The organism is Eubacterium ventriosum (genome assembly GCF_025150745.1).
In the GTDB taxonomy this organism is placed as follows: domain Bacteria; phylum Bacillota; class Clostridia; order Lachnospirales; family Lachnospiraceae; genus Eubacterium_G; species Eubacterium_G ventriosum.
In genome coordinates this window covers 1738681-1761804 of record NZ_CP102282.1, presented here as the reverse complement: position 1 = coordinate 1761804, position 23124 = coordinate 1738681, and the positions used below count along the sequence as shown (strand labels likewise).

Below are 23124 nucleotides of genomic sequence, written 5' to 3'. Positions count from 1 at the left end.
AAATTTTAATATATGTTACTTATACATTCAAGGGTATTTTCACACTTTGTTCATATTTTTAATACAACACTTCTTCCTGATTATTTAACCATTTAGCAGGTTTTTCTTTGATTTTAGCATTAACCTCTTCTAAATATTTCCTGTATTTTTCTTTGTCACTGTCTGATGGCTTTTTTTCTTGTATTAATTTAGTAACTTGCTGTATTAATTCATAATTATATGGTTGTTTCTTTATTTCATTTATTGCCATATCTACAATCAAACCATTCTCTTCACTTTTCAACAACAATTTATCAAAAGCTGAATTTGCCGGTAAGTGATAATTATTTTCTATAAATTTTTCTACCTTTTTTGACTTGTTTAAGCCAATTAATGCTTCCAGATATAACTGATTTTCTCTATAACCGTTCTTCATCATACTTTTGTGAGAATTATATTGTTTCATCAGTCCAATATAATTATTGTGTAATTCATATGATTCAATTGTCCTTATTTGAAAAACTCCATAAAGACCAAGGCTCATCAATATAAAACATAAAACTATAGGTATTTTTAATTGAATTTTATTATCCAAAACCTTAATTTCTTCTTCATTGCTATATACAAAAAGAAAAACAAGTAAAATATCTATAAAAGCAAACGACATACAATAATCCATAATGCTATGTAACATTATAAAAAGTGCTGCTTCTGTTACAAATCCATAATTTCTAATATATTTCTTTATGCATATAACCAATAGAATAATTAAAATTAACATTGGAATTAATCCTGCACTTACCCCTGCCTGTACGTAACTATTGTGTATAACTCCTGCTTTATACTGTGCTGACTGATAATATGGATATAAATATTGCCAGTTTCCTGTGCCTATTCCAAATAGGCAATGTGATAACTGTACCTTTATTCCGTCCATACTTTGAATTATTCTTTCTATAAATGTATATTTAGCCTCGCTAAATCTTCGTGCAATTACAAACGCAGATATAATTAAAGCCACAGATGTACCAATTAATAATATTCTATTCTTTCTAGATTTCTTTACATACCAAATAACCTGTAGAATAATAAATATTGCTATGGCTCCAACAGATTTCGTAGCAAGAAGTGCAAAAACATTAAAAACACTTAAATATTGATAAGTTTTATTTTCCGAGTCTCTTGCCAAAATAAAACTTACACCAAACCAAGTTCCCGCAACATTAGCATACTGAAATGTAAATTGTAATCTTCCTACATTTATAAAGCCATTACTTTCTCCAACAGAGAAAATATACATAATAACAGCGATTACGCTACTCACAATCCCTATTAGTATTAAACTGTTTAAAATCGTCTTTTTCTCTATATCATCAAGAGAAAAAAAGACAACTCCCATAACAAAACAAGCTAACGGAAGAAATGTTTGTCCTAATATTCCATAGGAAATACCATTATGTAGGCTTGATAAAATATATGCTAAAGAAATAACAAGCAAAAATACTAACTCTTTGGTAATATTAATACTTCTTTTTGAGATTATTAGCCCGGCACATCCAATTAATGCAACAATCAAATATGCATAAGGATAAAAACCTCCCTGAAATATTAAAAGAATAATAAATGAAATAATTGATAAAATTGTCATAACCATTACCTTTTCGTCCGATTTATATTAACATCTTACCATATGGATTTTATGTTCTCAATCTTAACTATAATGTTTTGTCCGGGTATTATACATTTTAAAATACAATCCATTAATATTTTTTCATTTTCTCCTCCCATGTTTTCTTTGCCCGGTGTATTCTTATTTTTTTATCAATTAACTACTCGCAGACTTTTTTATTTTATTGACTGTTTATTTTTATCAAAATCAGTTATTTACTTGTTATAAATTTAGTTTTAGTTTATACTTGTTTTATAAGATATTTACAGAACGGAGAATTAATATGGCTGATAATAATAATATTTTAAATGAAGCTGAAACAGCTTCTGAAAATGATAATTTAGATAATAATTTAACTAATGAAGATTATAACGGAACAACAGATAATAAAGAATCACAGTACGTTCCTAACATTGATGTTTTTTCAACTGATAAGGTCAACAGCTATGTGAAACTTTCAGACAAATATGAAGACATTAAATCTTCTGCTGCAACAATGCTTATTGTTGGAGGAGTTGGACTTGTTCTTATGGCTTTAATTATTGCCAAGGTTATTGTTCTTCCAATCAGTGCAGAAACTTCATGGTTGTTCTACTCTGTAATGGGTGGTGTTTTTATTATTTTTGTAATAGCCGGAATTGTTTCTTTTATGCATGCTAAGCAGGTTAAGATTGAAGCTGCTGAAGAGGATAAACTTATTGACAGCATTAATACCTGGGCTAATGATAATTTGAAAATTAGCGATTTAGATCAGGGACTTGACTTAAGCCAGCCTGATGAAATTCTTTTCTTTTCAAGAGCTGAACGTATTAAGAAGGCTCTTATGATGGAATTTGAAAATGCTGACGAACCTTTAATAGATGAACTTACAGAACAGATTTTTCATACACTATATGAAGAATAGCCTTTATTAACTCTCTTGACTATTCTTCTAGTCCTCTGAAGCTATAGGTTACCTATCCCTATAGCTTCTTTTATATACTAATTTCAATCTTTGTAATAAAAAAATGGTTCCAAACTTTATTTTCTTTAACGCTTGAAACCATCTTTTTTTATATGTAAATATTTCTAATATTATTCATCCCAGTTATGATATACCTGCTGAACATCTTCATCTTCATCAAGTCTGTCAATAATAATGTTCATCTTCTTAATTGCTTCATCATCTGTTAATTCAACATAATTCTGTGGAATCATTGTAACTTCAGCCTGTGCCATAGCAACTCCAGCTGCTTCTAATGCTTCTCTTACTACGCTAAATTCGTTAGGATCTGTAATAACTTCATAGCTGTCTTCTTCGTCCTGGAAATCTTCAGCTCCTGCATCAATTGCAGTCATCATAAGTTCATCAGGATCCATATCACATTCTTCCTTATCAATGATAATCTGTCCCTTTTCGTCGAACATGTATGCTACACAACCCTGTGTTCCTACATTTCCACCACCTTTTGTGAAACAGTTTCTAACATTAGCTGCTGTTCTGTTTCTGTTGTCTGTAAGTGCATCAACAATAATTGCAATACCATTAGGACCATATCCTTCATATCTTACTGTTTCATAGTTAATTGCACTTGCATTTCCTGCTGCTTTCTTAATTCCTCTTTCAATTGTGTCATTAGGCATGTTGTTTGCTTTTGCCTTTGCAATAACATCACGAAGCTTGCTGTTATTATTTGGATCTGCTCCGCCTTCCTTAACTGCTACAGCGATTTCTTTTCCGATGATTGTAAACATCTTACCTTTTGCTGCATCATTCTTTTCTTTCTTATGTTTAATATTCGCAAATTTTGAATGTCCTGACATATTAATCCTCTCTTCCGTAATCTTCTTTATTTCTATTTCTAATTTAAACCACTAGAAATTTTAACATTTTATATATTAATAGTCAACTAAGCTTATGTATCTAATTCCAAACTAATTAATAATGCTTTGTCCACTATTTTAAGCATTTCGCTGTCTAAATGACAAACCTTATCTTTCAATCGCTTCTTGTCGATTGTTCTTAACTGCTCCAATAAAATAATTGAATCTTTTATAATATTGCATTTGTCACAGTCTATTTTTACATGAGTCGGCAGTTTAGCCTTAGTCATTTTTGATGTGATTGCCGCAACAATTACTGTTGGACTGTGCCTGTTTCCCGTATCGTTTTGAATAACCAGAACAGGTCTTATTCCTCCCTGCTCAGAGCCTACAACAGGTCGCAGATCTGCATAATATATATCCCCTCGTCTAATAACCATTTCACACTCCAAAAATTGTTTATTTATATATAAGTATTCCAATTTTTGTAATGTGTATTCAAAATATAATAAAAAATTATATTTCTACTTCATAATCATCTTCAAAGTAGTCCTTTGTGCCAACTATTTTGCCATCTTTAACAAATACTCTTGGCACTCTTTTTCCAAGGTCACAGACAAACTCATAATTAAATGTTCCGGCTAACGCTGCCAAATCATCAATTAATATTTCCTCTGAACCATCTTTTCCTGCAAGAGTAACCTTGTCCCCTTCCTTAACGTCCATACCTGTTACATCAACCATAAACTGGTCCATGCAAACTCTTCCAAGAATGTTGCATTTCTTACCATTAATTAGAACATAGCCTTTATTGCTTAAGTTTCGTGGATATCCGTCTCCGTATCCAACAGGAATAGTTGCTATTGTCATCGGCTTATCTGCCACAAATGTCTGACCATAGCTTACGCCTCTGCCTTTTTCAATGTTCTTAACATATACAACATGACTGTATATAGACATTGCAGGTATTAATTTCATGTTATCCTTATCCATCTCTTCTGATGGATACAAACCATACATTGAGATTCCTGCTCTTGAAATTGTAAGGGAAGTTTCAGGCATTTCCATCATAGCTGCACTGTTTGCACACTGATGAATTGGTATTTTAACACCTTTTGATTCTACCTTGGCAATAAAATCATTATATTCCTTAAACTGCTTTTCAGCAAAAGACTTATCGACATAATCAGCCTTTGCAAAATGAGTAAATGCAGATTCAATCTCCACATTTGGAAGCTTGCTTATTTCTACGACCTCATTTACTGCTTCTTCACTTGGAATATAACCGATTCTGCTCATTCCCGTGTCAACTGCAATGTTAAATTTAACTGTTTTGTTTAACTTAACTGCGTGATCTGAAAAAGCTTTAGCCATCTTATATGTAAATATAGGTGGTAACATTTCTTCGTTAATTACTAAATCGCACAGGTTTTCAGGAACAACTCCCAGTATGTACAACGGCTTATCAATGCCGTGTCTTCTAAGATTGTGTCCTTCCCAAGCTGTTGCTACTGCATAACCAACGCATTCATTTTCAAGTGCTTTTGCAATGGGTACAGCTCCATGACCATATCCATCTGTCTTAATAACTCCTACAATTCCTGTTTCAGGTTTAATTTTTTCTCTCATCATTTCTATGTTTTTAATTATTGCATCTAAATTTACTTCAGCATATACTCTAAAGTATTTTTCTATATCTTTCATTATCTCATTCCTTTAAATAAAATCTTTATTCCTTCAATAATATCTGTTGCCATCATTGATGTCTTTGACACATATTCCATAGCTTTATCCCCCGCCAATCCGTGAATGTATGGTGCCAAAACAGTTGCGTTATTAAATTCAACACCTATGCCTATAAGCGCCGCAACTATCCCTGTTAAAACATCGCCTGAACCTGCTGTAGCCATTCCACTGTTACCTGACAGATTAATGAAAGTCTCCTGTTCCGTTGTAATAACTGTTCTTGCATCCTTTAAAATACAGTTAATGTTATATTTATAATTAACTTCTCTTCCATATTTAATCAGATTAGAAGCAATCTCCTCAACCGGAATATTTAAAAATCTGCTCATTTCTCCCAAATGAGGTGTAATTACAACATTCTTGTGTAACTTCTTTTTCAATCTTTCGTCTTCTGAAATATTGTTAATCCCATCTGCATCTATAACTGTTGGCAAATTATATTCAAGAACTTTTTCAATCATGTTCTTTTGAATTACGCCTGTTCCAATTCCCGGTCCAATGGCAACAACATCACACCACTTAAGGCATGCTTCCAATGATTTCATATTAAAATGATGTACATCATAAGTATTCACCATTGCTTCCGGAAGTAATCTTTGAATAATCTGTCTGTTCTGTTCTGCAGTAAATACACGAACTAATCCTGCCCCAACTCTAAATGCCGCTTCAGCACAAAGAACCGCCGCACCGGAAATATCCTTACTTCCTGCGATAATCAAAATCTTGCCATATGTGCCTTTATTAGAATAATTAGGTCTTGGTGGAATAAAATTAAAATCCTCTAATGTTGCAGTTTTAACCTGCTCTTCTATCTGTTCATAAGCTTCCTGAGGGAATCCGATATCTGCCACAACAACCTGACCGCAATATTCTGCTCCAGGATATAAAACAGTACCAATTTTATAACTTCCAAAAGTTACAGTGCAATTAGCCTTTACTGCAACGCCACAGATTTTACCTGTGTCCGCACTAACACCTGACGGAATATCAACTGAATATACAATGTTCCTTCCCTTATTGATTTTTGAAATAACATCTTTATATACACCTTCCACATTACGGGATAAGCCTACTCCAAAAATACTGTCAATAATAACATCTGCATCGTTGTAATCACCAACTATGTTAATTCCAATATTATGTGCAATGGAAAGCTGCTGTTTAAATTCTGTACTGGCTTTTGATATGTCACCTAAAATGTACAACTCTGTGTTGTAACCTTTTAAATGTAATATTCGACAGATTGCGACACCATCTGCCCCATTGTTTCCAACACCTGCTACCACAAGTATTTTCTTATCCTTTAACTGGTTTTTGCAGACAATCTCTGCCACACTCAGTGCAGCCCTTTCCATTAAAACCAATGACGGTATTCCAATTGTATTAATGGTATAACTGTCTACCTTTTTCATATCTGTACCTGTAACAATATTTTTCATATATTACTCCTTAGAATCGTTCTTTTCTGAAATTCTATATGTAAGCTTCATTAAACTTTCTGATAAGTGAACATTTTCTACTATAATATCGTCTGAAAAACTTAAATCTGTATGTGCAAAGTTCCAAAAAGCCTTTACTCCACACTCTACAAGCTTTTGTGCTATCTTTTTAGCCGGTCCCTTTGGCAATGTTAATGCAACAATTTCCACATTATTTTTTTTTACATAATCATAAATATCTGCAATATCCAAAATCTGACCGTGAGCTGTTTTCTTTCCTATTAAATCAGGATTCTTGTCAAACAATGCAGCAATTTCAAATCCTCTGTTTCTAAAGTTACCGTAGTTTGCAATAGCCTGACCAAGATTTCCCGCTCCAACTATTATCATCTTGTGCTTTACATCAAGTCCTAAAAGTTTTCCGATTTCATCATATAGATACTGTACATTATATCCGTATCCCTGCTGCCCGAAACCACCAAAATTGTTTAAATCCTGTCTAATCTGAGAAGCAGTTACATTCATAAGTTTACTCAGTTCCTTAGAAGATATACGCTCCACATTCTGCTGGCGCAACTCATCTAAATATCTATAATATCGGGGCAGCCTTGTAACCACCGCCTTTGATATTTTGTTCATTAATTATTCTCCTTGCTTAAGTGCTTGTAATCCGACACTATCCCCAGACTACAATATATAGTTTCAATTATAGTTATTAGCCTAAAGATTGTCAAATATTTGTCATTCTAATATGTTTAAAATTTTGTCTTTTTATGGTAAACTGTTCACTGTTAGCAAACACAAATACTTTAGGAGGATTTATCATGATATTATCATGTAATCATATATCTAAATCTTACGGTGTAGATACAATTTTGGACGACTGCTCTTTTTTCGTAAATGATGGTGAGAAAGCTGCCATTGTCGGTAATAACGGAGCAGGAAAATCTACTATTATGAAAATTATAATGGGTGAACTTAGTGCTGATAACGGTACAATCACCCTTGGTAAAAACAAGACTATAGGATATCTTGCTCAGTACCAAGATCTTGCTTCACACAATTCAATCTATGATGAAGTAAAATCCGTTAAGGCTGATATTATAAATATGGAAAAGAAACTTGTTGAATATGAAAAGGCAATGTCCGGTGTTTCAGGTGATGAACTCCACAAACTTATGGAAAATTACACTAATTTGGAACATCGCTTTCAATTACTTAATGGTTATTCATACAAAAGTGAAATCGAAGGTGTTATTAAAGGTTTAGGTTTTACTGAGGATGACTTTAACAGAGAGGTTGGCACTCTTTCCGGCGGTCAGAAAACAAGAGTTGCCCTTTGCAAGCTTCTTCTTGAAAAGCCTGACATTATTATGCTTGATGAACCTACCAACCACTTAGACCTTACTTCAATCAAGTGGCTTGAAACATATTTATCTAACTATAATGGTGCAGTTCTCATAATTGCCCACGACAGATATTTTCTCGACAAAATAGTTACTAAGGTAATTGAAATTGAAAATACACACTGCCACGTTTATGATGGCAACTACTCTGATTTTTCGGTTAAGAAAAAACAATTACGTCAGGCACAGCTGAATCTTTACCTGAAACAGCAAAGTGAAATCAAGCACCAGGAAGAGGTTATTGCAAAGCTTCGTTCTTATAAGCAGGAAAAGTTCTATAAGCGTGCTGAAAGCCGTGAAAAAGCTCTTGCCAATATGGAACGAATTGATAAACCTGAAGAATTAAAAGATGTAATGAATATTAAGTTAGAACCTGACTGTATAAGCGGTAATGATGTTTTGACAGTTGAAGGACTTTCAAAATCATTTGATAATCTTCATCTTTTTTCTGATATTAGTTTTGAAATCAAACGTGGTGAACACGTTGCCTTAATTGGCGATAACGGAACAGGAAAAACTACTATTCTTAAGATTATTAATGATATTATCAGTGCTGATGCCGGAACTGTAAAGCTTGGTACTAACGTTCATATAGGATATTATGATCAGGAACATCACAACCTTGAAGATTCTAACACTCTATTCGAGGAAATTGCTGATGCTTACCCTGATATGACTAATACTAAGATTAGAAATACTCTTGCTGCTTTTATGTTTACCGGAGATGATGTTTTCAAACTTGTAAAGGATTTAAGCGGAGGCGAAAAAGGTCGTCTTTCTCTTGCTAAGCTTATGCTTTCAGAGGCTAATCTTATTATCCTTGACGAACCTACTAACCATTTGGATATGACATCTAAAGAAATTCTTGAAAATGCCATTAATAATTATACCGGAACTGTTTTCTATGTATCTCATGACCGTTATTTTATTAACCAGACTGCTTCAAGAATTCTTGAACTTACAAATACTAAAATAATTAACTATCTTGGCAACTACGATTATTACGAAGAAAAATGCGAAGAGTTAACCAAAACATATGCGCCTGCCATTGAAAAGGAGAAAAAAGTTACTTCTACTTCTTCCGGCAAGCAGGATTATTTAGAAAGGAAGGCTGAAGCCGCAAGGACTAGGAAATTGAAAAATGATATTTCAAAAGTCGAAAAAGAAATTAAAGAAAAAGAAGACAGATTAAATGAACTGGATGAGTTATTAGCAGATCCTGCTGTTTCCACTAATTCCGCAAAACTTAACGAAATTAGCAAAGAACAGAATGAAATAAGCGAACGATTAGATGAACTTATGGATCAATGGGAGATTTTATCTGACCAACTTGACTAATAATATTGCATTTTGTGCTAATTTATCTTAAAATAATTTTATAGTTTTTACGTTTAAGGAGACAGTATTATGGAGAATAAAAAAGTAGTTGTTGCTTTAGGAAGAAATGCTTTCAGTGAATCATTTCCTAAGCAGCAGGAACGTGTAAAGGCAGCAGCAAAGGCTATTGCTGATTTAGTAGAAGAAAAATATGAAGTTATTATTACTCACAGTAATGGACCACAGGTTGGTATGATTCAGACAGCCATGACTGAATATTCAAGACTTGATCCTGACAGAACAGTTGCTCCTATGTCAATTTGTGGTGCAATGAGTCAGGGATATATCGGTTTTGACCTTCAGAATGCTATTCGTACTGAATTACTTCACAGAGGAATTTACAAACCTGTAAGTACTATTATCACTCAGGTTCGTGTTGATCCTTTCGATAGAGCTTTCAATGCTCCTTCTAAGGTTATCGGCAGATTAATGACTAAGGAAGAAGCTGAAAACGAAAAGAAGAAAGGTAACTATGTTGAATACGAAGAGGATCAGGATGGTTATAGAAGAATAATTGCCAGCCCTAAGCCTATTGATATTTATGAAATTGATGCTATCAAGGCTTTAGTTGATGCTCACCAGCTTGTTATTGCAGCAGGTGGTGGCGGAATTCCTGTTCTTGAACAGCGTACAGGTTTAAAGGGTGCCAGCGCAGTTATTGAAAAAGACTACACAGCAGCTAAGTTAGCTGACATGTTAGACGCTTCTGCTCTTATGATTCTTACATCAAACGATTACCTTACAATCGACAACAACGGCACACAGGAGGAATTAAAGAACCTTACTGCTGAAGAAGCTCAGAAGTTAATCGATGAAGGACACTTTGATCCTGTAACATCATTACCTAAGATTGATGCTTCACTTTCATTCGTATTAGCCGGCAAGGGACGTAAGGCTATAATTACAAACCTTTCAAAAGCTAAAGAAGGAATCCGTGGAAAAGTCGGAACAATAATTGAATAATTCAGGTTTGGATATATTGATATTTGGTATTTGGATATATTGATATATTAATATATTGATATTTGGATATATTAATACCATTATTAAAACAAGATATAATGACAATGGCACAGGGCTGTGAATCAGCCCTGTGTTTTTTGTTGTCAGAATATTGTGTCGGTATTGTATCACCAGTGATTGGGACAAACCTTTTCTTTCATTTACGGATTATATAGCGCGTTTCAGTTGCTAGATTCCGTAATCGGTGACGAACAGACAAGCTTTTTTCTATGATTTACGGATTATATAGTGTTTCGGTTGCTAGATTCCGTAATCGGTGGTTATTGGAGAAGAAAATTGACATATTTTACGTTTTCCAGGAGTGATTTTGTCTCACAATCCGTAATTGTATTTTCAATTACTTGTCATATGATAATTTCTTTTGCTGACACGTAATTTTTCACGTGATAGCAAGCTTTTTGCTTCTGATTACGTGTGTCACAATATTTCTTTCATATGACACGTAATTTTAGACGAATTTTCTAGATTTCTTCATTAAATTACGTGTGACACAGCATTTACTTCAAATGACACGTAATCGCAGACGAATTTTCTAGATTTCTTCATTGAATTACGTGTGACACAGCATTTACTTCATATGATACGTAATCGCAGACGAATTTTCTAGATTTCTTCATTAAATTACGTGTGACACAGCATTTACTTCAAATGACACGTAATCGCAGGCAAAATATCAAAGATTTCTTCAATAAATTACGTGTGTCACAATATTTCTTTCATATGACACGTAATTCCTACAACAATCATAAGTATACTGTACCCCGTGGCGTGGACACCGCCCCGGACGACTTAGTACGGAAAATGAGAAGATAAATCTTCAAAGAATCACCTTACTTCCAAAGAAAAAGCTGTCAGGAAATCAATTAACCATTCAATATTTCTCTAGCTTATGTTCTCCATAAGCTTCCTCAAAAAAGTATTCCTGTGAATTGATTGCTTCGCCTGTGATTTCGTCTTTGCAATATTTTCCATTAGGCTTCATTCTTCTTCCTTTTACGTTATCTGAAAGCATTATGTTAAACATACCTCTTATACGTTTCTTTATTGCTTCATCGTATATTGGTGCAGCAACTTCTACTCTTCTGACTGTGTTTCTTGTCATTAAGTCTGCTGAAGATATATATATTTTGTCCAAAGGCTCCTTACCGAAAATATAGATTCTTGAATGTTCAAGATATCTTCCAACTATACTTTTTATTGTTATGTTTTCGGTATATCCCGGAACGCCGGCTATAAGACAACTAATTCCTCTTATAACCATATCAACCTTTACACCTTTGTTAGAAGCTTCAATAAGTTTTTTAATTATAACTTTATCAGTAAGTGAGTTGCACTTAAATCCTATGTATCCTTCCTTACCTTCTGCTATTTTTTCGATTTCATTGTCAATAAGCTCCACTATTTTGCTCTGCATACATTTAGGTGATACAAGAAGATGCTCTGTTTCTTCAACTACCTGTTCCAAACATATTTTGTTGAAGACTTCTGCTACTTCTTTAGCAATATCTTCGTTAGCTGTCATCAGTGACAAGTCAGTGTAAAGTTTTGATGTCTTCTCGTTATAATTGCCTGTTCCAACCTGTGTAATATGCTTAACCTGATTGTCTTTCTTATATGAAATAAGACAAATTTTTGAATGAACTTTTGTATGGTCGATTCCGTAAATAATTCTGCATCCTGCATCTTCCATTCTCCTTGACCACTCAATATTGTTCTGTTCATCAAATCTTGCTCTAAGTTCAACCATTACCACAACTTCTTTTCCGTTTTCGGCCGCGTCAATTAAAGCCTCAACTACCTGTGAGTTTTTGGCAACTCTATAAAGAGTCATCTTTATTGAAGCAACATTTGGATCTGCGGCAGCTTCCTTTAAAAGATTAATAAAACTTGTCATGCTTTCAAAAGGATAACTTAACAGAATGTCTTTCTTTTCAATCTGATCAATCATAGGTTGTGTTTTGTCAATTGCTGTAGAAACCTGCGGAATCCTTCTCTTAAAGAATAATTCTTTTCTGTTTCTAAGCATATCCTGAATCTTAAATACGAAATCAAAATCAAGTGGTGTTTCCTGATGGAAAGTCTGCTCTTTTTTAAGATTTAATTCTTTACAAAGACTTCTAATAACCTTTTCATCTAACACTCTTGAATATTCCATTCTTATTGGACAAAGCTTTGTACGCATTCTAATCATTTCTTCCATTGATTCTCTGTAGCTAATATCTTCGTCTGCAAAAATCTCATCAATATCAATGTCTGCGTTTCTTGTAATTCTTATTAAAGACTTGCTTTTTACTGTATAGTTTTCAAAAATCATAGGCATATAATGAAGTATAAGTTCTTCAATAAGCATATATCTGCCACTACCCGGCACTATTTGAACAAGCCTGTTAAAAACACTACTTCTGCAAGGAACAATGCAAATCTTATCATTGTTTTTGGACTCAAGAAGTGCAACAGCATATATTTCCTGATTATTTAGGAATGGAAATGGATGCTTCTTTCCAATTACCTGTGGAGATAATAACGGCATAACATTATTCTTAAAATAATTCTCCATTCCATCTTTTTCTTCTTTTGAAAGTTTATCAAAATTTACAATTTGCACGCCATAATTCTTAACTTCTTTCATCAAGTCATTATATATATGCTCTTTCTTCTTTAACAATTCCTTCGTTCTTTTAAAAATATGTTCTAACTGCTCGCTTGATGTCATATAAGTTTTGTTTTCTCTTTTTTTGTCAGAAATAATCATCTGATCATAAATTGAGCCTACTCTAACTCTATAAAATTCGTCAAGATTAGTTGAAAAAATACTTACGAAAGTTAATCTTTCACACAACGGAACATCTTCATCACTGGCTTCATCTAAAACTCTTTCATTAAATTTAAGCCATGACAATTCCCTGTTATCATAGCAAGGCAAAACTTTGTGCTTTCCTCTAACAACTTCTTTTACATTTTCAGCTTTTGTTCCTTCTGCCTTTAAGTTTTTCTTTTCCTGTAACCCACTTTTCATTTCCGGCTGAGGACCTTTATTCTTCTCTATGATTGGATTATTTTCAGTTACGTCTATTTCGTTTTTCTTATTTATTTCCATTTTAAACCACCTGAGTTTACTTATTAATCTCCTAAGCATATGCCTAACATTCTAACCTGTCTTATAATTTCATCATTTGGATCTACACGTTTTGGTTTTTCAACCGCTGTACTTAATGGCACACTTGTAATATTGTTGCTTTGTACGGCCACCATTCTTCCATATTGCTTATTAAGGATCAGTTCTGCACCTTTAACACCGATTCTTGAAGTAAGAACTCTATCAAAAGCACAAGGATTACCACCTCTTTGAATATGGCCCGGTACAACAACTCTAACTTCGCCGTCAATTTTTTCACTAAGTTCAGCCTCCAAACGGTAGCCTGCTGAAATATATCCGTCTTTTGCTCTTTTCTGCTTAAGTTCTTTCTTTAAAAGCTTTGTCTCTTCCTGTGAAATAATTCCTTCTGCCACTGCAAGAATAATATGCTTTCTGCCATTTTTAAGCTTATCTTTTATATATTGGCTTATTTTCTCAATATTATATGGAATTTCGGGTATTAAGATTACATCTGCCTTTCCTGCTATTCCTGAATATAACGTAAGCCAGCCTGCCTTATTTCCCATAATTTCAGCAATCATAATTCTTCCGTGTGACTTTGCCGTTGTATGCAACTCATCAAGAGTTCTTGTTGCAATATCAATGGCTGACTGAAATCCGAAAGTCATATCTGTTCCGTTAATATCATTATCTATAGTTTTTGGAAGAGTTACAATGTTTAAGCCCTTCTCTGACAAAAGATTTGCTGTTTTGTGGGAACCATTTCCTCCTAAAACCACAAGACAATCAAGTTCCATCTTTTTATAATTAGAAATCATTGCCTCTACTTTGTTTCTGCCTTTTTCATCAGGCTCATTAATCTTCTTAAATGGTTGTCTTGAATTTCCAAGGATGGAGCCTCCCAAATTTAAAATATTCTCAAACTCTTCCGGCTTCATTTTCTTATAATCACCATTAATAAGACCTGTGTAACCGTCCAAAATTCCATAAATTTCAACCTTATCCTTATTGGTTTCAGTTAATCCTTTAACCAATCCATACATTGCTCCGTTTAATCCCTGACAATCTCCACCACTTGTAAGTATTCCGACTTTAATCACAACCGCACCTCCTGATTTTTTGTTTTATTATAATAAAAGAAAACCCGGCAGAACATTCCAATCATATGTCTCTTCAATATTACTATATCAATGTAAATGTTCTGTCCGGGTTTGGTTAAATCCGTGTTAAATATTCTATTATTTTGTCTCTTTGTTATATGTTTTCTAGTACACTTTTAAATGATATTGTGCAATATCTTTTTATGTGACATTTTTATTTTTCAATCACATTGTACAAATCATAGTATATTCCATGTTTGTCCATTAATTCCTTATGTGTACCTTGTTCTTCTATTCCCTTGTCTGTTAAAACCAGAATCTTTTCTGCATTTCTTATAGTAGACAATCTATGGGCAATTACCATTGTTGTTCTGTTCTTTGCCAGTTTTTCCATTGATTCCTGTACTATCTTTTCACTTTCGTTATCAAGTGCAGATGTTGCCTCATCAAAAATCAATATTGGAGGATTCTTAAGGAATACTCTTGCTATTGAAATTCGCTGTTTCTGTCCGCCTGACAGCTTAATACCTCTCTGTCCTATATCTGTCTCAAAGCCATTTGGAAGTGACATTATAAAATCATACGCATTAGCTTCTTTTGCCGCCGCAATTACTTCCTCTCTTGTAGCATCAGGGCGACCGTATCTGATATTGTCATAAACTGTTCCAACGAAAAGGTAAACATCCTGCTGCACTATACCTATATTATCTCTTAAATCTTTTAATTTTATGTCTTTAATGTCTTTTCCATCAATAGTTATTTTTCCACTTGTGGCTTCATAAAATCTTGGAATAAGATTGCAAAGTGTAGTCTTACCTGCTCCTGATGAACCTACAAGTGCCACATAAGAGCCTGCCTTAACTTCCAGATTAATATGCTTCAAAACTCTATGAGAGCTGTCATTATACTTAAATGAAACATCTTCAAGTTTAATGTCACCTTTAACATTACTTATTGAAACTGCGTTTTCACTATCCTTAATTTCAGGTTCAATTGAAAGAATCTGTAGAAATCTTTCATATCCTGAATATCCATTCTGAAACTGTTCCGTAAAATCAATTAACGTTTTAATAGGATCTGTAAAAATATTTATATATAATAAAAATGTAACAAGGTCTGTTACAGATATCATGTCCTTAGTTATCATTAATCCCCCTGAAACTATAACAAGAAGATTAATCATTGTTGTAAAAGCTGTAAGTCCTGAGTTGTATCCACCCATATACTTATAGTTGTTCTTTTTTGCTTCAAGGAAAGCATCGTTTCCCACTTTAAATTTTTTATTTTCCAAGTCTTCGTTGGCAAAAGATTTTACCACTCTTATTCCTGAAAGATTGTCTTCTATTTGTGCGTTTATTTCCGCTATTTTAATTCTGTTAACTCTAAACGCCTGTTTCATTTTCTTATTAAAGAAATATGCGTAAACAAGCATAAATGGAACTAATAAAAATGCTATAAGAGCAAGTCTTACATTTATGCTTAAAAGAATTGCCAAAGCTCCTATAATCTTTATTACTGATATGGTTACGTTTTCCGGGCCATGATGTAATAATTCAGTAATGTCAAAAAGGTCCGATGTTATTCTTGACATTAACTGTCCTACTTTTTCATCGTCATAAAATGAAAAAGATAATTTTTGAAAATGTCCAAATATTTCTGCTCTCATGTCATATTCGATTTTTGCACCCATTACGTGACCATAATTGGCAATGTAATAATTACAATAACACTGGAACAAAATCAAAATTCCTACAACGATAGCTATGATAATCATTGTTTTTACAACCTGTTCTGCTGGCATATATATTACTTTTGCCGTAACATATCTTACCACCAGCGGTATTAGCAATGCTATAAATGATGCCATTATTGCAAAAAACATATCTGCCAGAAAAACTTTCTTATAAGGTTTGTAATATGACACAAGTTTCTTTAAATTCTCTAACATTTTCTCTTCCTGCCTTAAATATATTTTGCTCAATTTCTTTTAAAATACCAATATCTTATTGAATATTTTTTATCATAAAGGGACCGCCACCACGACGATCCCTTTGTTACTACCTGCAATCGTTACAGGCAAATACTTTTAGTATAAATAATAGCAGTTAACTGCTTTTGATTTATAAGTTTTCTTGCCTTCTTTTCTGTTTGCCACTACATAAACATAGTATGTTTTCTTCTTATTAAGCTTCTTCTTTTTGAATTTTTTAGCTGTATAAGCACGCTTCTTTGTTGTAGTAAGTTTCTTGTAACCACCAGTCTTTGATGTAGACATGTAAACTGTATAGTTCTTTGCTCCACTAACTTTCTTCCAAGTAATCTTTAACTTCTTACCTGATTTCTTAAGTCCAACCTTTGGCTGTAATGCAAAAACTGTGTAATCAGACCATGCACCATAGTAGTTCTTGTTATCAATTGTTACATAAGCTCTTACTCGTAATTTGTAGAACTGGTTCTTAATGTTCTTTAAAAGATTGTATGATGTACTTGTAATATTACCTGAAGATACTTTCTTATTCTTGTATGTGTAAAGTTCATATACATAACCATCGTGGTATTCAGGCTGTGTAAACCCAAATGTAACCTCTTTTAAAGAATTATAATAGTTTGTAATTGCTAATCCCTGAACCTTTTCAGGAACAAGATTAATCTTATATGGACTCAAGTATTCCGTATTATAGAATCCTGTTGTCTTTGCAGAAAATCCATTAACTGTTCTAACAGGTCTTACACCAACGCAAGTATCGTTCTGAAGTTTGTTGTTAAAACCGTCTACTGTATATGTAGTTGATGTTGTTGAACCTACTACATATTCATTATTATTTACAAATCTGACAATCTCATAAGATGTAGCACCTTCACTAGCTGTCCAACTAATTGTTATGCTTGATGTTGTAGCTGTTGTCTGTCTTAAATCCTTAACATCAGCAGGTACTGATGCTACCTGAATTGAATCAGAAATAGCATAAACTGTGTTCTCATTAGTAGTACTTACAGCCTTTACTCTTACATAAACAGGCTTTAATGCCTTAACATAAAGTAAATCTGATGCTGAATAACTTGAATCTGTTCTTGTGAAAGTCTGATTATCATAAGATGTTTCAATTATATATTTCACATTAGTTCCTAAATAGTTATCCCAAGCAATACTTACAGTAGTAGTTGAAGCCTTCTCCTGCTTTAATCCTGTAACCTTTCCTGTTGCACCAAAAGCTGTCATTGCAAATAACAATGAAAACAATGCTGCCAATGTAATTACTGAAATCTTCTTACTAATTTTCATATTCCCTTCTCCCTTCGTTTTTAACCTTATTAATAATAGAAACTATATAATAAAATATTATCACAGTGTCAAAAGGTCTTTCCCATCTGTGCTTGTACAATGGTAGAAAAATAACCTTTGGACACGTTCTAATATTTATTACCCTACATTAATCCTTCTAATGTCTTTCTAATAGCCATAATGAACTCTTCTGTGTTTAATTTCTTCTTGTTTTCAAGTGTTGAAATTAAATATAAATCTCCTGTCATTTCGCCATTTTCAATTGTGTCGATACATGCCTTTTCAAGCTTGTCTGCAAATTCCATAAGTTCAGGAAGTTTGTCAAGTTCTCCACGTTTTCTTAAAGCTCCTGACCATGCAAAAATTGTTGCGATAGGGTTAGTTGATGTTTCTTCACCCTTTAAGTACTTGTAATAATGTCTCTGTACTGTACCGTGAGCTGCTTCATATTCGTAGTAACCCTGTGGTGAAGCAAGTACTGATGTCATCATTGATAATGAACCGAATGCTGTTGCAACCATATCTGACATTACATCACCGTCATAGTTCTTACAAGCCCAAATATATCCACCTTCTGATCTCATTACACGTGCTACTGCATCGTCAATAAGTGTGTAGAAATATTCAATTCCTGCTTCATCAAATTTTTCTTTATATTCAGCTTCAAAAATTTCAGCGAAAATATCTTTAAATGTGTGGTCATATTTCTTTGAAATTGTATCTTTTGTTGCAAACCAAAGATCCTGCTTTGTATCTAATGCAAAATTGAAACAACTTCTTGCAAAACTTTCTATAGATTCATTTAAGTTATGCATACCCTGGATAATTCCTGCACCCTTAAAATCGTGAATTAATTCTCTTGTTTCTTCTCCTGCTTCGTTAGTGTAAACAAGTTCTGTCTTGCCTGCTGCAGGAATCTTCATTTCAACACCCTTGTAAACATCACCATATGCGTGTCTTGCAATTGTAATAGGCTTCTTCCAGTTCTTTACGTATGGTTCAATACCTTTTACAATGATAGGTGCTCTAAATACTGTTCCGTCAAGAATAGCTCTAATAGTACCATTAGGACTCTTCCACATTTCCTTAAGATGGTATTCCGGCATTCTTGCTGCGTTAGGTGTGATTGTTGCACATTTTACAGCTACACCGTATTTCTTAGTTGCTTCTGCAGAATCAAAAGTAACTTGGTCATTAGTCTCATTTCTATACTCAAGTCCTAAATCATAATATTCTGTCTTTAAATCAACAAAAGGTAATAACAATTCTTCTTTGATCATTTTCCAAAGGATTCTTGTCATTTCATCGCCATCCATTTCTACCAATGGAGTTGTCATTTTAATCTTTTCCATTATATTTCCTCCTAAATTAAGCTATCAAACTACTCCACTAGATTATAACTAATTACATTGCTAAAGTAAACAAATTCCCCTGCTTTTTTTTTATTTCTTACAAAAATTAACCATTTTTTCAGGGTTGATTTTTCCCCAGCCCTGCCTGTTTCCTTCCATTTTTAAATCAATTGCCGTATTCCTTATCAACTTCTTGCATTGTATGTTAGACATTTCCTTATTAATGCCTAAAATCATACAAATCACGCCTGAAACTATAGGTGTTGCCATTGATGTTCCGCTTTTTGGTACATAGCTGTATCCTGACTTTATGCCATTACTGCAACTGTATATGCCATTGGCCGGAGCCAAAATATCAGGTTTTTGAACGCACTCTTTTGTTGGACCTCTACCTGAGTAATTCTTTGTAATCCTACCGTTTACTATCATCTTAATATTATCATCTAATGCCCCAACTGTAATTATCTTCTTACTGCTTCCGGGAATTGACACAGTTCCATATTCCGGTCCATTATTTCCTGCTGCAGCTATAATAACATATCCCATGTCCCATAAAAGTTCCACAGCCTCAATTAATTTCTTATTATTTCCCTCTTTATTAAATGTGCCAAAAGATATGTTAACCACTTTTATGTTATATTTCTTTCCATTATCAATAATCCACCAAATTCCACTTATTACGTTATCTTCCTTGCCAATGCCTCTTTTATCAAGAACCTTCAGTGATACTATGTCCGACTTAGGCGCAATTCCTTTAAAAAAGCCGTTAGACATTTTTCCATCTCCTGCCAGTATTCCCGTTACATGAGTTCCGTGTCCCTCATCGTCATAAATGGCTGTTTTTCCGTTTACAAAATCCTTATATTTTATTATTCTTTCCCCAAAATCAGGATGATTGTATATTCCCGTATCAAGGACTGCAACTGTCACATTTTCTCCCATTATATTATTTTTGTGCAAACTATCTATGTTTAGAATTTGTCTTACCTTCTTCATTATATTTACCATTATTTTATCTGATATTTCTACTATAATATATGGCTTATTTTTGCTTTTGTCCTTGTAGCTTTTTAACATTTTTTATTTTTTTGTAACCGGAACAGGTCAGGTTACATATACTTTAGTGTAAACAAAAATTAGGAGATTCAAAATGAGTGATTTAGCAGCAACAAACTGTGGATGTGGTTGCGGAGACGGTGGAAACAACAACTGTTTACTCCTTATCCTTATACTTTTGTGTTGTGGAGGTTGTGGCAACGGCTCAGGCTGTGGTTGTGGCGGTAATGACTGCTCAAGCATTATCTGGATTATTTTGCTTCTTAGCTGCTGTGGCGGTTGTGGTTCATTCTTTGGTAATGGAAACGGCTGTGGTTGCGGCTGCTAGTTGATGACAACGACTTTTACCAATACGACTTTCTATGTCTGACCAAAAACGCTCTTTTATACAATAATATAGAAGACACAAACCTGTTTGTTTTACTTACAAGTATTATGTGCGCATATTTTTAATTTAGTATTTTATTTGTTTTTACAGCATAAACTTAATAAAACAGACAACACAATATTATCCGGGGGGATTATGGTTATATGGAAAACAACCGTTTTATGCAAACAAAATTCGATTCCATGGTAACTAATCAGACTATGCAGTTAGTAAAAGCCATAATCCCTTATATTGATAATAATCTTGCAACTGTTCTCGGGGTTTATATCAAGTTTATAGAGCTTGAAAATACCTTTCGTGTTAACCAAAATGTTTCCATTGCAACTATGAATGCCAATCATAAAGGGCTTGAAAGTATGCTTGAAGATATTAAGGAATTTTTAAATGACGGGGACAAGGAAACTCTTGAAACTTTAATGACTGTTATAGAAATGATGAATATGGATGACGGGGCAAAGCAGGATATTTTAAGCGGATACATGGATATGTTTGGTATGTGATTTAAGGAGGTTCTATGATTAATAACAAATGGATGGAAAATCCTATACTTTCAGATATTTCTACTGAAAAAATGGAAGTTCTAACTAAAATATTAAATGGTGCAGGAGATATGGATGCAAAGCAAATGCTTACATATTTTATTAAAGAAACTAATCAGGCATCCAAAAATGGCATAAACTTCACCGACAAAGAAACAGATGCCATACTTGAAGTTCTAAAAGCTGATATGTCGCCTGAGGAAATCAAAAGAATTGATACCATAAAAAGGATGGTAAGCATGCTTGGGAAACGAAAGAAAATGAATTGATGTGTGTCCCAAAGTCACTCATCCTCTTTTGTTTCATCACAAGTGGATGAATGACTTTGTACACTGTAATCATATTTCTTCCATACTGTCTTTCGGCAAAGAACGGCTTGCTATTAAAATTTCTATAAGCACCAGCAATTCCTTACTGGACAAAAAATCATCCATAGACAAATAATATGCCTTCTCCCTATGGGAATATTCAATCTGGGCGTTTCCGTTTCTATATTCGTTCTCAGATAAATATGCCCTTATTTCATTTATATCTCTGGAAACCGTTTTGCCTGAAACAGAATATTCATCCGCCAACTGTCTCACAGACACAAACTCGCCTTTAAGAAGTCTAAAGAAAATATCTAAAATCCTATATTTTTTGTCCTGTAATTCCATAACCTCTTACTCCATATTATATTTTCTCTCTTCGCTATAATACCAACGCTCACATAGTTTTGCATAACCAATTTGATATTTAAATTTTTCTTCTGATGCCTTGTCAATACAACAAATAATATTATATTTAAAAATACTTCCATCTGAAAAGTAATCGTTGTAAGTTACTTTTAAATAACCATCTTTAATTTCAAAATGAAGGCACAAATCATTCATAACAGTGTATAATGACTTTTCTATCTTTTCATTTAATTTTATTTCAGGTTGTGTTTTTACCGACAATCCATCTTCTTCTAAGTCAATTTTCACATTACTAATTTTATTATCAAAAGCAAAATATGTAGCTATATCGCACATTTCATTCTTGTACTTTCCAAATAAAGGTGCTAATTCTTCTGGAACAACTTTATAATTTTTAAATTTGACAGGATTATAATAATTCATCACATCCACTTTTATAATCTTTTTCACTCCGTTTACTGCTCTGGCTGTAATATAGACCGTTCCTGTTTTCCTATTATCATTAGCCGTAACGACACCTTTTTGATCTACTGTTGCCAAACTTTCATCTGAGCTACTCCAAACAAGATTACTGTTATATACTTTCTTCTTTTTTAATCCTTTATTTACTCTTGCTTTTGCATGTAATTTTATACTTTCATACAAACCTACATAGTAATTATCTTCATAATAAAGATCAGGAATTACCACTCTTGCCGGGTTGATTTTTTTAGCGTTTCTTTTAGTTGCTTTCACTCTTATTTTATAGCTTTTTACACCTAAGACTTTCTTTCCCTTAACTTCCGTATAAGGAGCGATTTCGTATGTATACTTTTTTCTTGCCTTAACTTTTTTGTCAGTATAGTTTTTTATTTTATTACTTTTTATTGTAGCTATTTTTTTATTATTTCTGTAAATAACATAACCCTTTGACTTTGGTACTTTAGACCATTTCAAAATTATGCCCTTTTCGTTTGACATATTTCCATAAAAAGTAATTGTTGAATTTATACTTGGATTTTTTGTTTCATCTGCTTTTACCAAATAACAATTAGTTATAAATGTAACCATTATTAAGATTGCTATTGATATGATGAATTTTAGATTATGTTTTATCTGTTTCATATTGCCCCCTAAACGTTATCTTTTTCAAAATTTTATCACACTTGGTATTTCTTGTCTATAAAGATAAAAGCTGCCATCAGGTCATC

The 23124-nt window shown here is 33.3% G+C and carries 20 protein-coding genes; 6 read left to right on the top strand and 14 right to left on the bottom strand.

Annotation, left to right across the window (positions count from 1 at the left end; translation table 11 throughout):
- Positions 1–58 precede the first annotated feature (58 nt).
- Positions 59–1627 carry an O-antigen ligase family protein gene (locus tag NQ558_RS07860; protein ID WP_198006744.1) on the bottom strand — a complete coding sequence of 523 codons (1569 nt, stop codon included), beginning with the start codon at positions 1625–1627 and terminating at the stop codon, positions 59–61.
- Positions 1628–1931: 304 nt separating this feature from the next.
- On the opposite strand from NQ558_RS07860, the gene NQ558_RS07855 reads away from it, so the two are divergent.
- A complete protein-coding gene (locus NQ558_RS07855) occupies positions 1932–2552 on the top strand; it encodes a hypothetical protein (RefSeq protein WP_005362925.1) in 621 nt (206 codons plus the stop codon).
- Between the two features lie 170 nt (positions 2553–2722).
- On the opposite strand, the gene NQ558_RS07850 is transcribed toward NQ558_RS07855, so the two are convergent.
- The 5 genes from NQ558_RS07850 to NQ558_RS07830 form a co-directional block, all read right to left on the bottom strand.
- The gene (locus NQ558_RS07850; RefSeq protein ID WP_005362927.1) at positions 2723–3451 is read right to left on the bottom strand and encodes a YebC/PmpR family DNA-binding transcriptional regulator; all 729 of its coding nucleotides are present in this window, start codon (positions 3449–3451) and stop codon (positions 2723–2725) included.
- Positions 3452–3543: 92 nt separating this feature from the next.
- The gene (locus NQ558_RS07845; protein WP_005362929.1) at positions 3544–3891 is read right to left on the bottom strand and encodes a type II toxin-antitoxin system PemK/MazF family toxin; all 348 of its coding nucleotides are present in this window, start codon (positions 3889–3891) and stop codon (positions 3544–3546) included.
- 76 nt (positions 3892–3967) lie between these two features.
- Positions 3968–5155: an alanine racemase gene (gene alr / locus NQ558_RS07840; protein ID WP_005362931.1), complete on the bottom strand. Its 1188-nt coding sequence runs from the start codon at positions 5153–5155 to the stop codon at positions 3968–3970.
- Positions 5155–6636, bottom strand: coding sequence for a bifunctional ADP-dependent NAD(P)H-hydrate dehydratase/NAD(P)H-hydrate epimerase (locus NQ558_RS07835; RefSeq protein WP_005362932.1), 1482 nt, complete (start codon positions 6634–6636; stop codon positions 5155–5157). Before NQ558_RS07835 ends, alr begins: the two co-directional genes overlap by 1 nt.
- Positions 6637–6639: 3 nt before the next feature.
- Positions 6640–7275 (bottom strand): redox-sensing transcriptional repressor Rex, encoded by a 636-nt coding sequence (locus tag NQ558_RS07830; protein ID WP_005362934.1) that lies wholly within the window; start codon positions 7273–7275, stop codon positions 6640–6642.
- Between the two features lie 185 nt (positions 7276–7460).
- On the opposite strand from NQ558_RS07830, the gene abc-f reads away from it, so the two are divergent.
- Positions 7461–9380, top strand: coding sequence for a ribosomal protection-like ABC-F family protein (gene abc-f / locus NQ558_RS07825; RefSeq protein WP_040447085.1), 1920 nt, complete (start codon positions 7461–7463; stop codon positions 9378–9380).
- A gap of 69 nt (positions 9381–9449) precedes the next feature.
- Entirely contained in the window at positions 9450–10382 is a 933-nt protein-coding gene (gene arcC / locus NQ558_RS07820; protein ID WP_005362938.1) for a carbamate kinase, read from the top strand.
- A gap of 931 nt (positions 10383–11313) precedes the next feature.
- Here arcC and ppk1 read toward each other — a convergent pair.
- The 6 genes from ppk1 to NQ558_RS07790 form a co-directional block, all read right to left on the bottom strand.
- On the bottom strand, positions 11314–13539 hold the full coding sequence (gene ppk1, locus NQ558_RS07815; protein ID WP_242652144.1) for a polyphosphate kinase 1: 2226 nt from the start codon (positions 13537–13539) through the stop codon (positions 11314–11316).
- 23 nt (positions 13540–13562) lie between these two features.
- On the bottom strand, positions 13563–14639 hold the full coding sequence (locus NQ558_RS07810; RefSeq protein WP_040447087.1) for a 6-phosphofructokinase: 1077 nt from the start codon (positions 14637–14639) through the stop codon (positions 13563–13565).
- Between the two features lie 214 nt (positions 14640–14853).
- Positions 14854–16587, bottom strand: a complete 1734-nt coding sequence (locus NQ558_RS07805; RefSeq protein WP_005362942.1) for an ABC transporter ATP-binding protein — start codon at positions 16585–16587, stop codon at positions 14854–14856.
- A 138-nt stretch (positions 16588–16725) separates the two neighbouring features.
- Positions 16726–17922, bottom strand: a complete 1197-nt coding sequence (locus NQ558_RS07800) for a hypothetical protein (RefSeq protein ID WP_005362944.1) — start codon at positions 17920–17922, stop codon at positions 16726–16728.
- 143 nt (positions 17923–18065) lie between these two features.
- Positions 18066–19274, bottom strand: a complete 1209-nt coding sequence (locus tag NQ558_RS07795) for an NADP-dependent isocitrate dehydrogenase (protein ID WP_005362946.1) — start codon at positions 19272–19274, stop codon at positions 18066–18068.
- A gap of 90 nt (positions 19275–19364) precedes the next feature.
- Positions 19365–20351: a S8 family peptidase gene (locus NQ558_RS07790; RefSeq protein ID WP_005362948.1), complete on the bottom strand. Its 987-nt coding sequence runs from the start codon at positions 20349–20351 to the stop codon at positions 19365–19367.
- Positions 20352–20424: 73 nt separating this feature from the next.
- Between NQ558_RS07790 and NQ558_RS07785 the strand changes: the two genes are divergently transcribed.
- The 3 genes from NQ558_RS07785 to NQ558_RS07775 all read left to right on the top strand — a co-directional run bounded on the left by NQ558_RS07785 (position 20425) and on the right by NQ558_RS07775 (position 21526).
- On the top strand, positions 20425–20658 hold the full coding sequence (locus tag NQ558_RS07785; RefSeq protein ID WP_005362949.1) for a hypothetical protein: 234 nt from the start codon (positions 20425–20427) through the stop codon (positions 20656–20658).
- Between the two features lie 203 nt (positions 20659–20861).
- Complete coding sequence (locus tag NQ558_RS07780; protein ID WP_005362953.1) at positions 20862–21218, top strand: hypothetical protein; 357 nt, start codon at positions 20862–20864, stop codon at positions 21216–21218.
- Between the two features lie 14 nt (positions 21219–21232).
- Positions 21233–21526, top strand: coding sequence for a hypothetical protein (locus tag NQ558_RS07775; RefSeq protein ID WP_005362955.1), 294 nt, complete (start codon positions 21233–21235; stop codon positions 21524–21526).
- 69 nt (positions 21527–21595) lie between these two features.
- On the opposite strand, the gene NQ558_RS07770 is transcribed toward NQ558_RS07775, so the two are convergent.
- Positions 21596–21913 (bottom strand): HTH domain-containing protein, encoded by a 318-nt coding sequence (locus tag NQ558_RS07770; protein ID WP_005362956.1) that lies wholly within the window; start codon positions 21911–21913, stop codon positions 21596–21598.
- A gap of 6 nt (positions 21914–21919) precedes the next feature.
- Positions 21920–23038: an Ig-like domain-containing protein gene (locus NQ558_RS07765; RefSeq protein ID WP_005362958.1), complete on the bottom strand. Its 1119-nt coding sequence runs from the start codon at positions 23036–23038 to the stop codon at positions 21920–21922.
- Positions 23039–23124 lie beyond the last annotated feature (86 nt).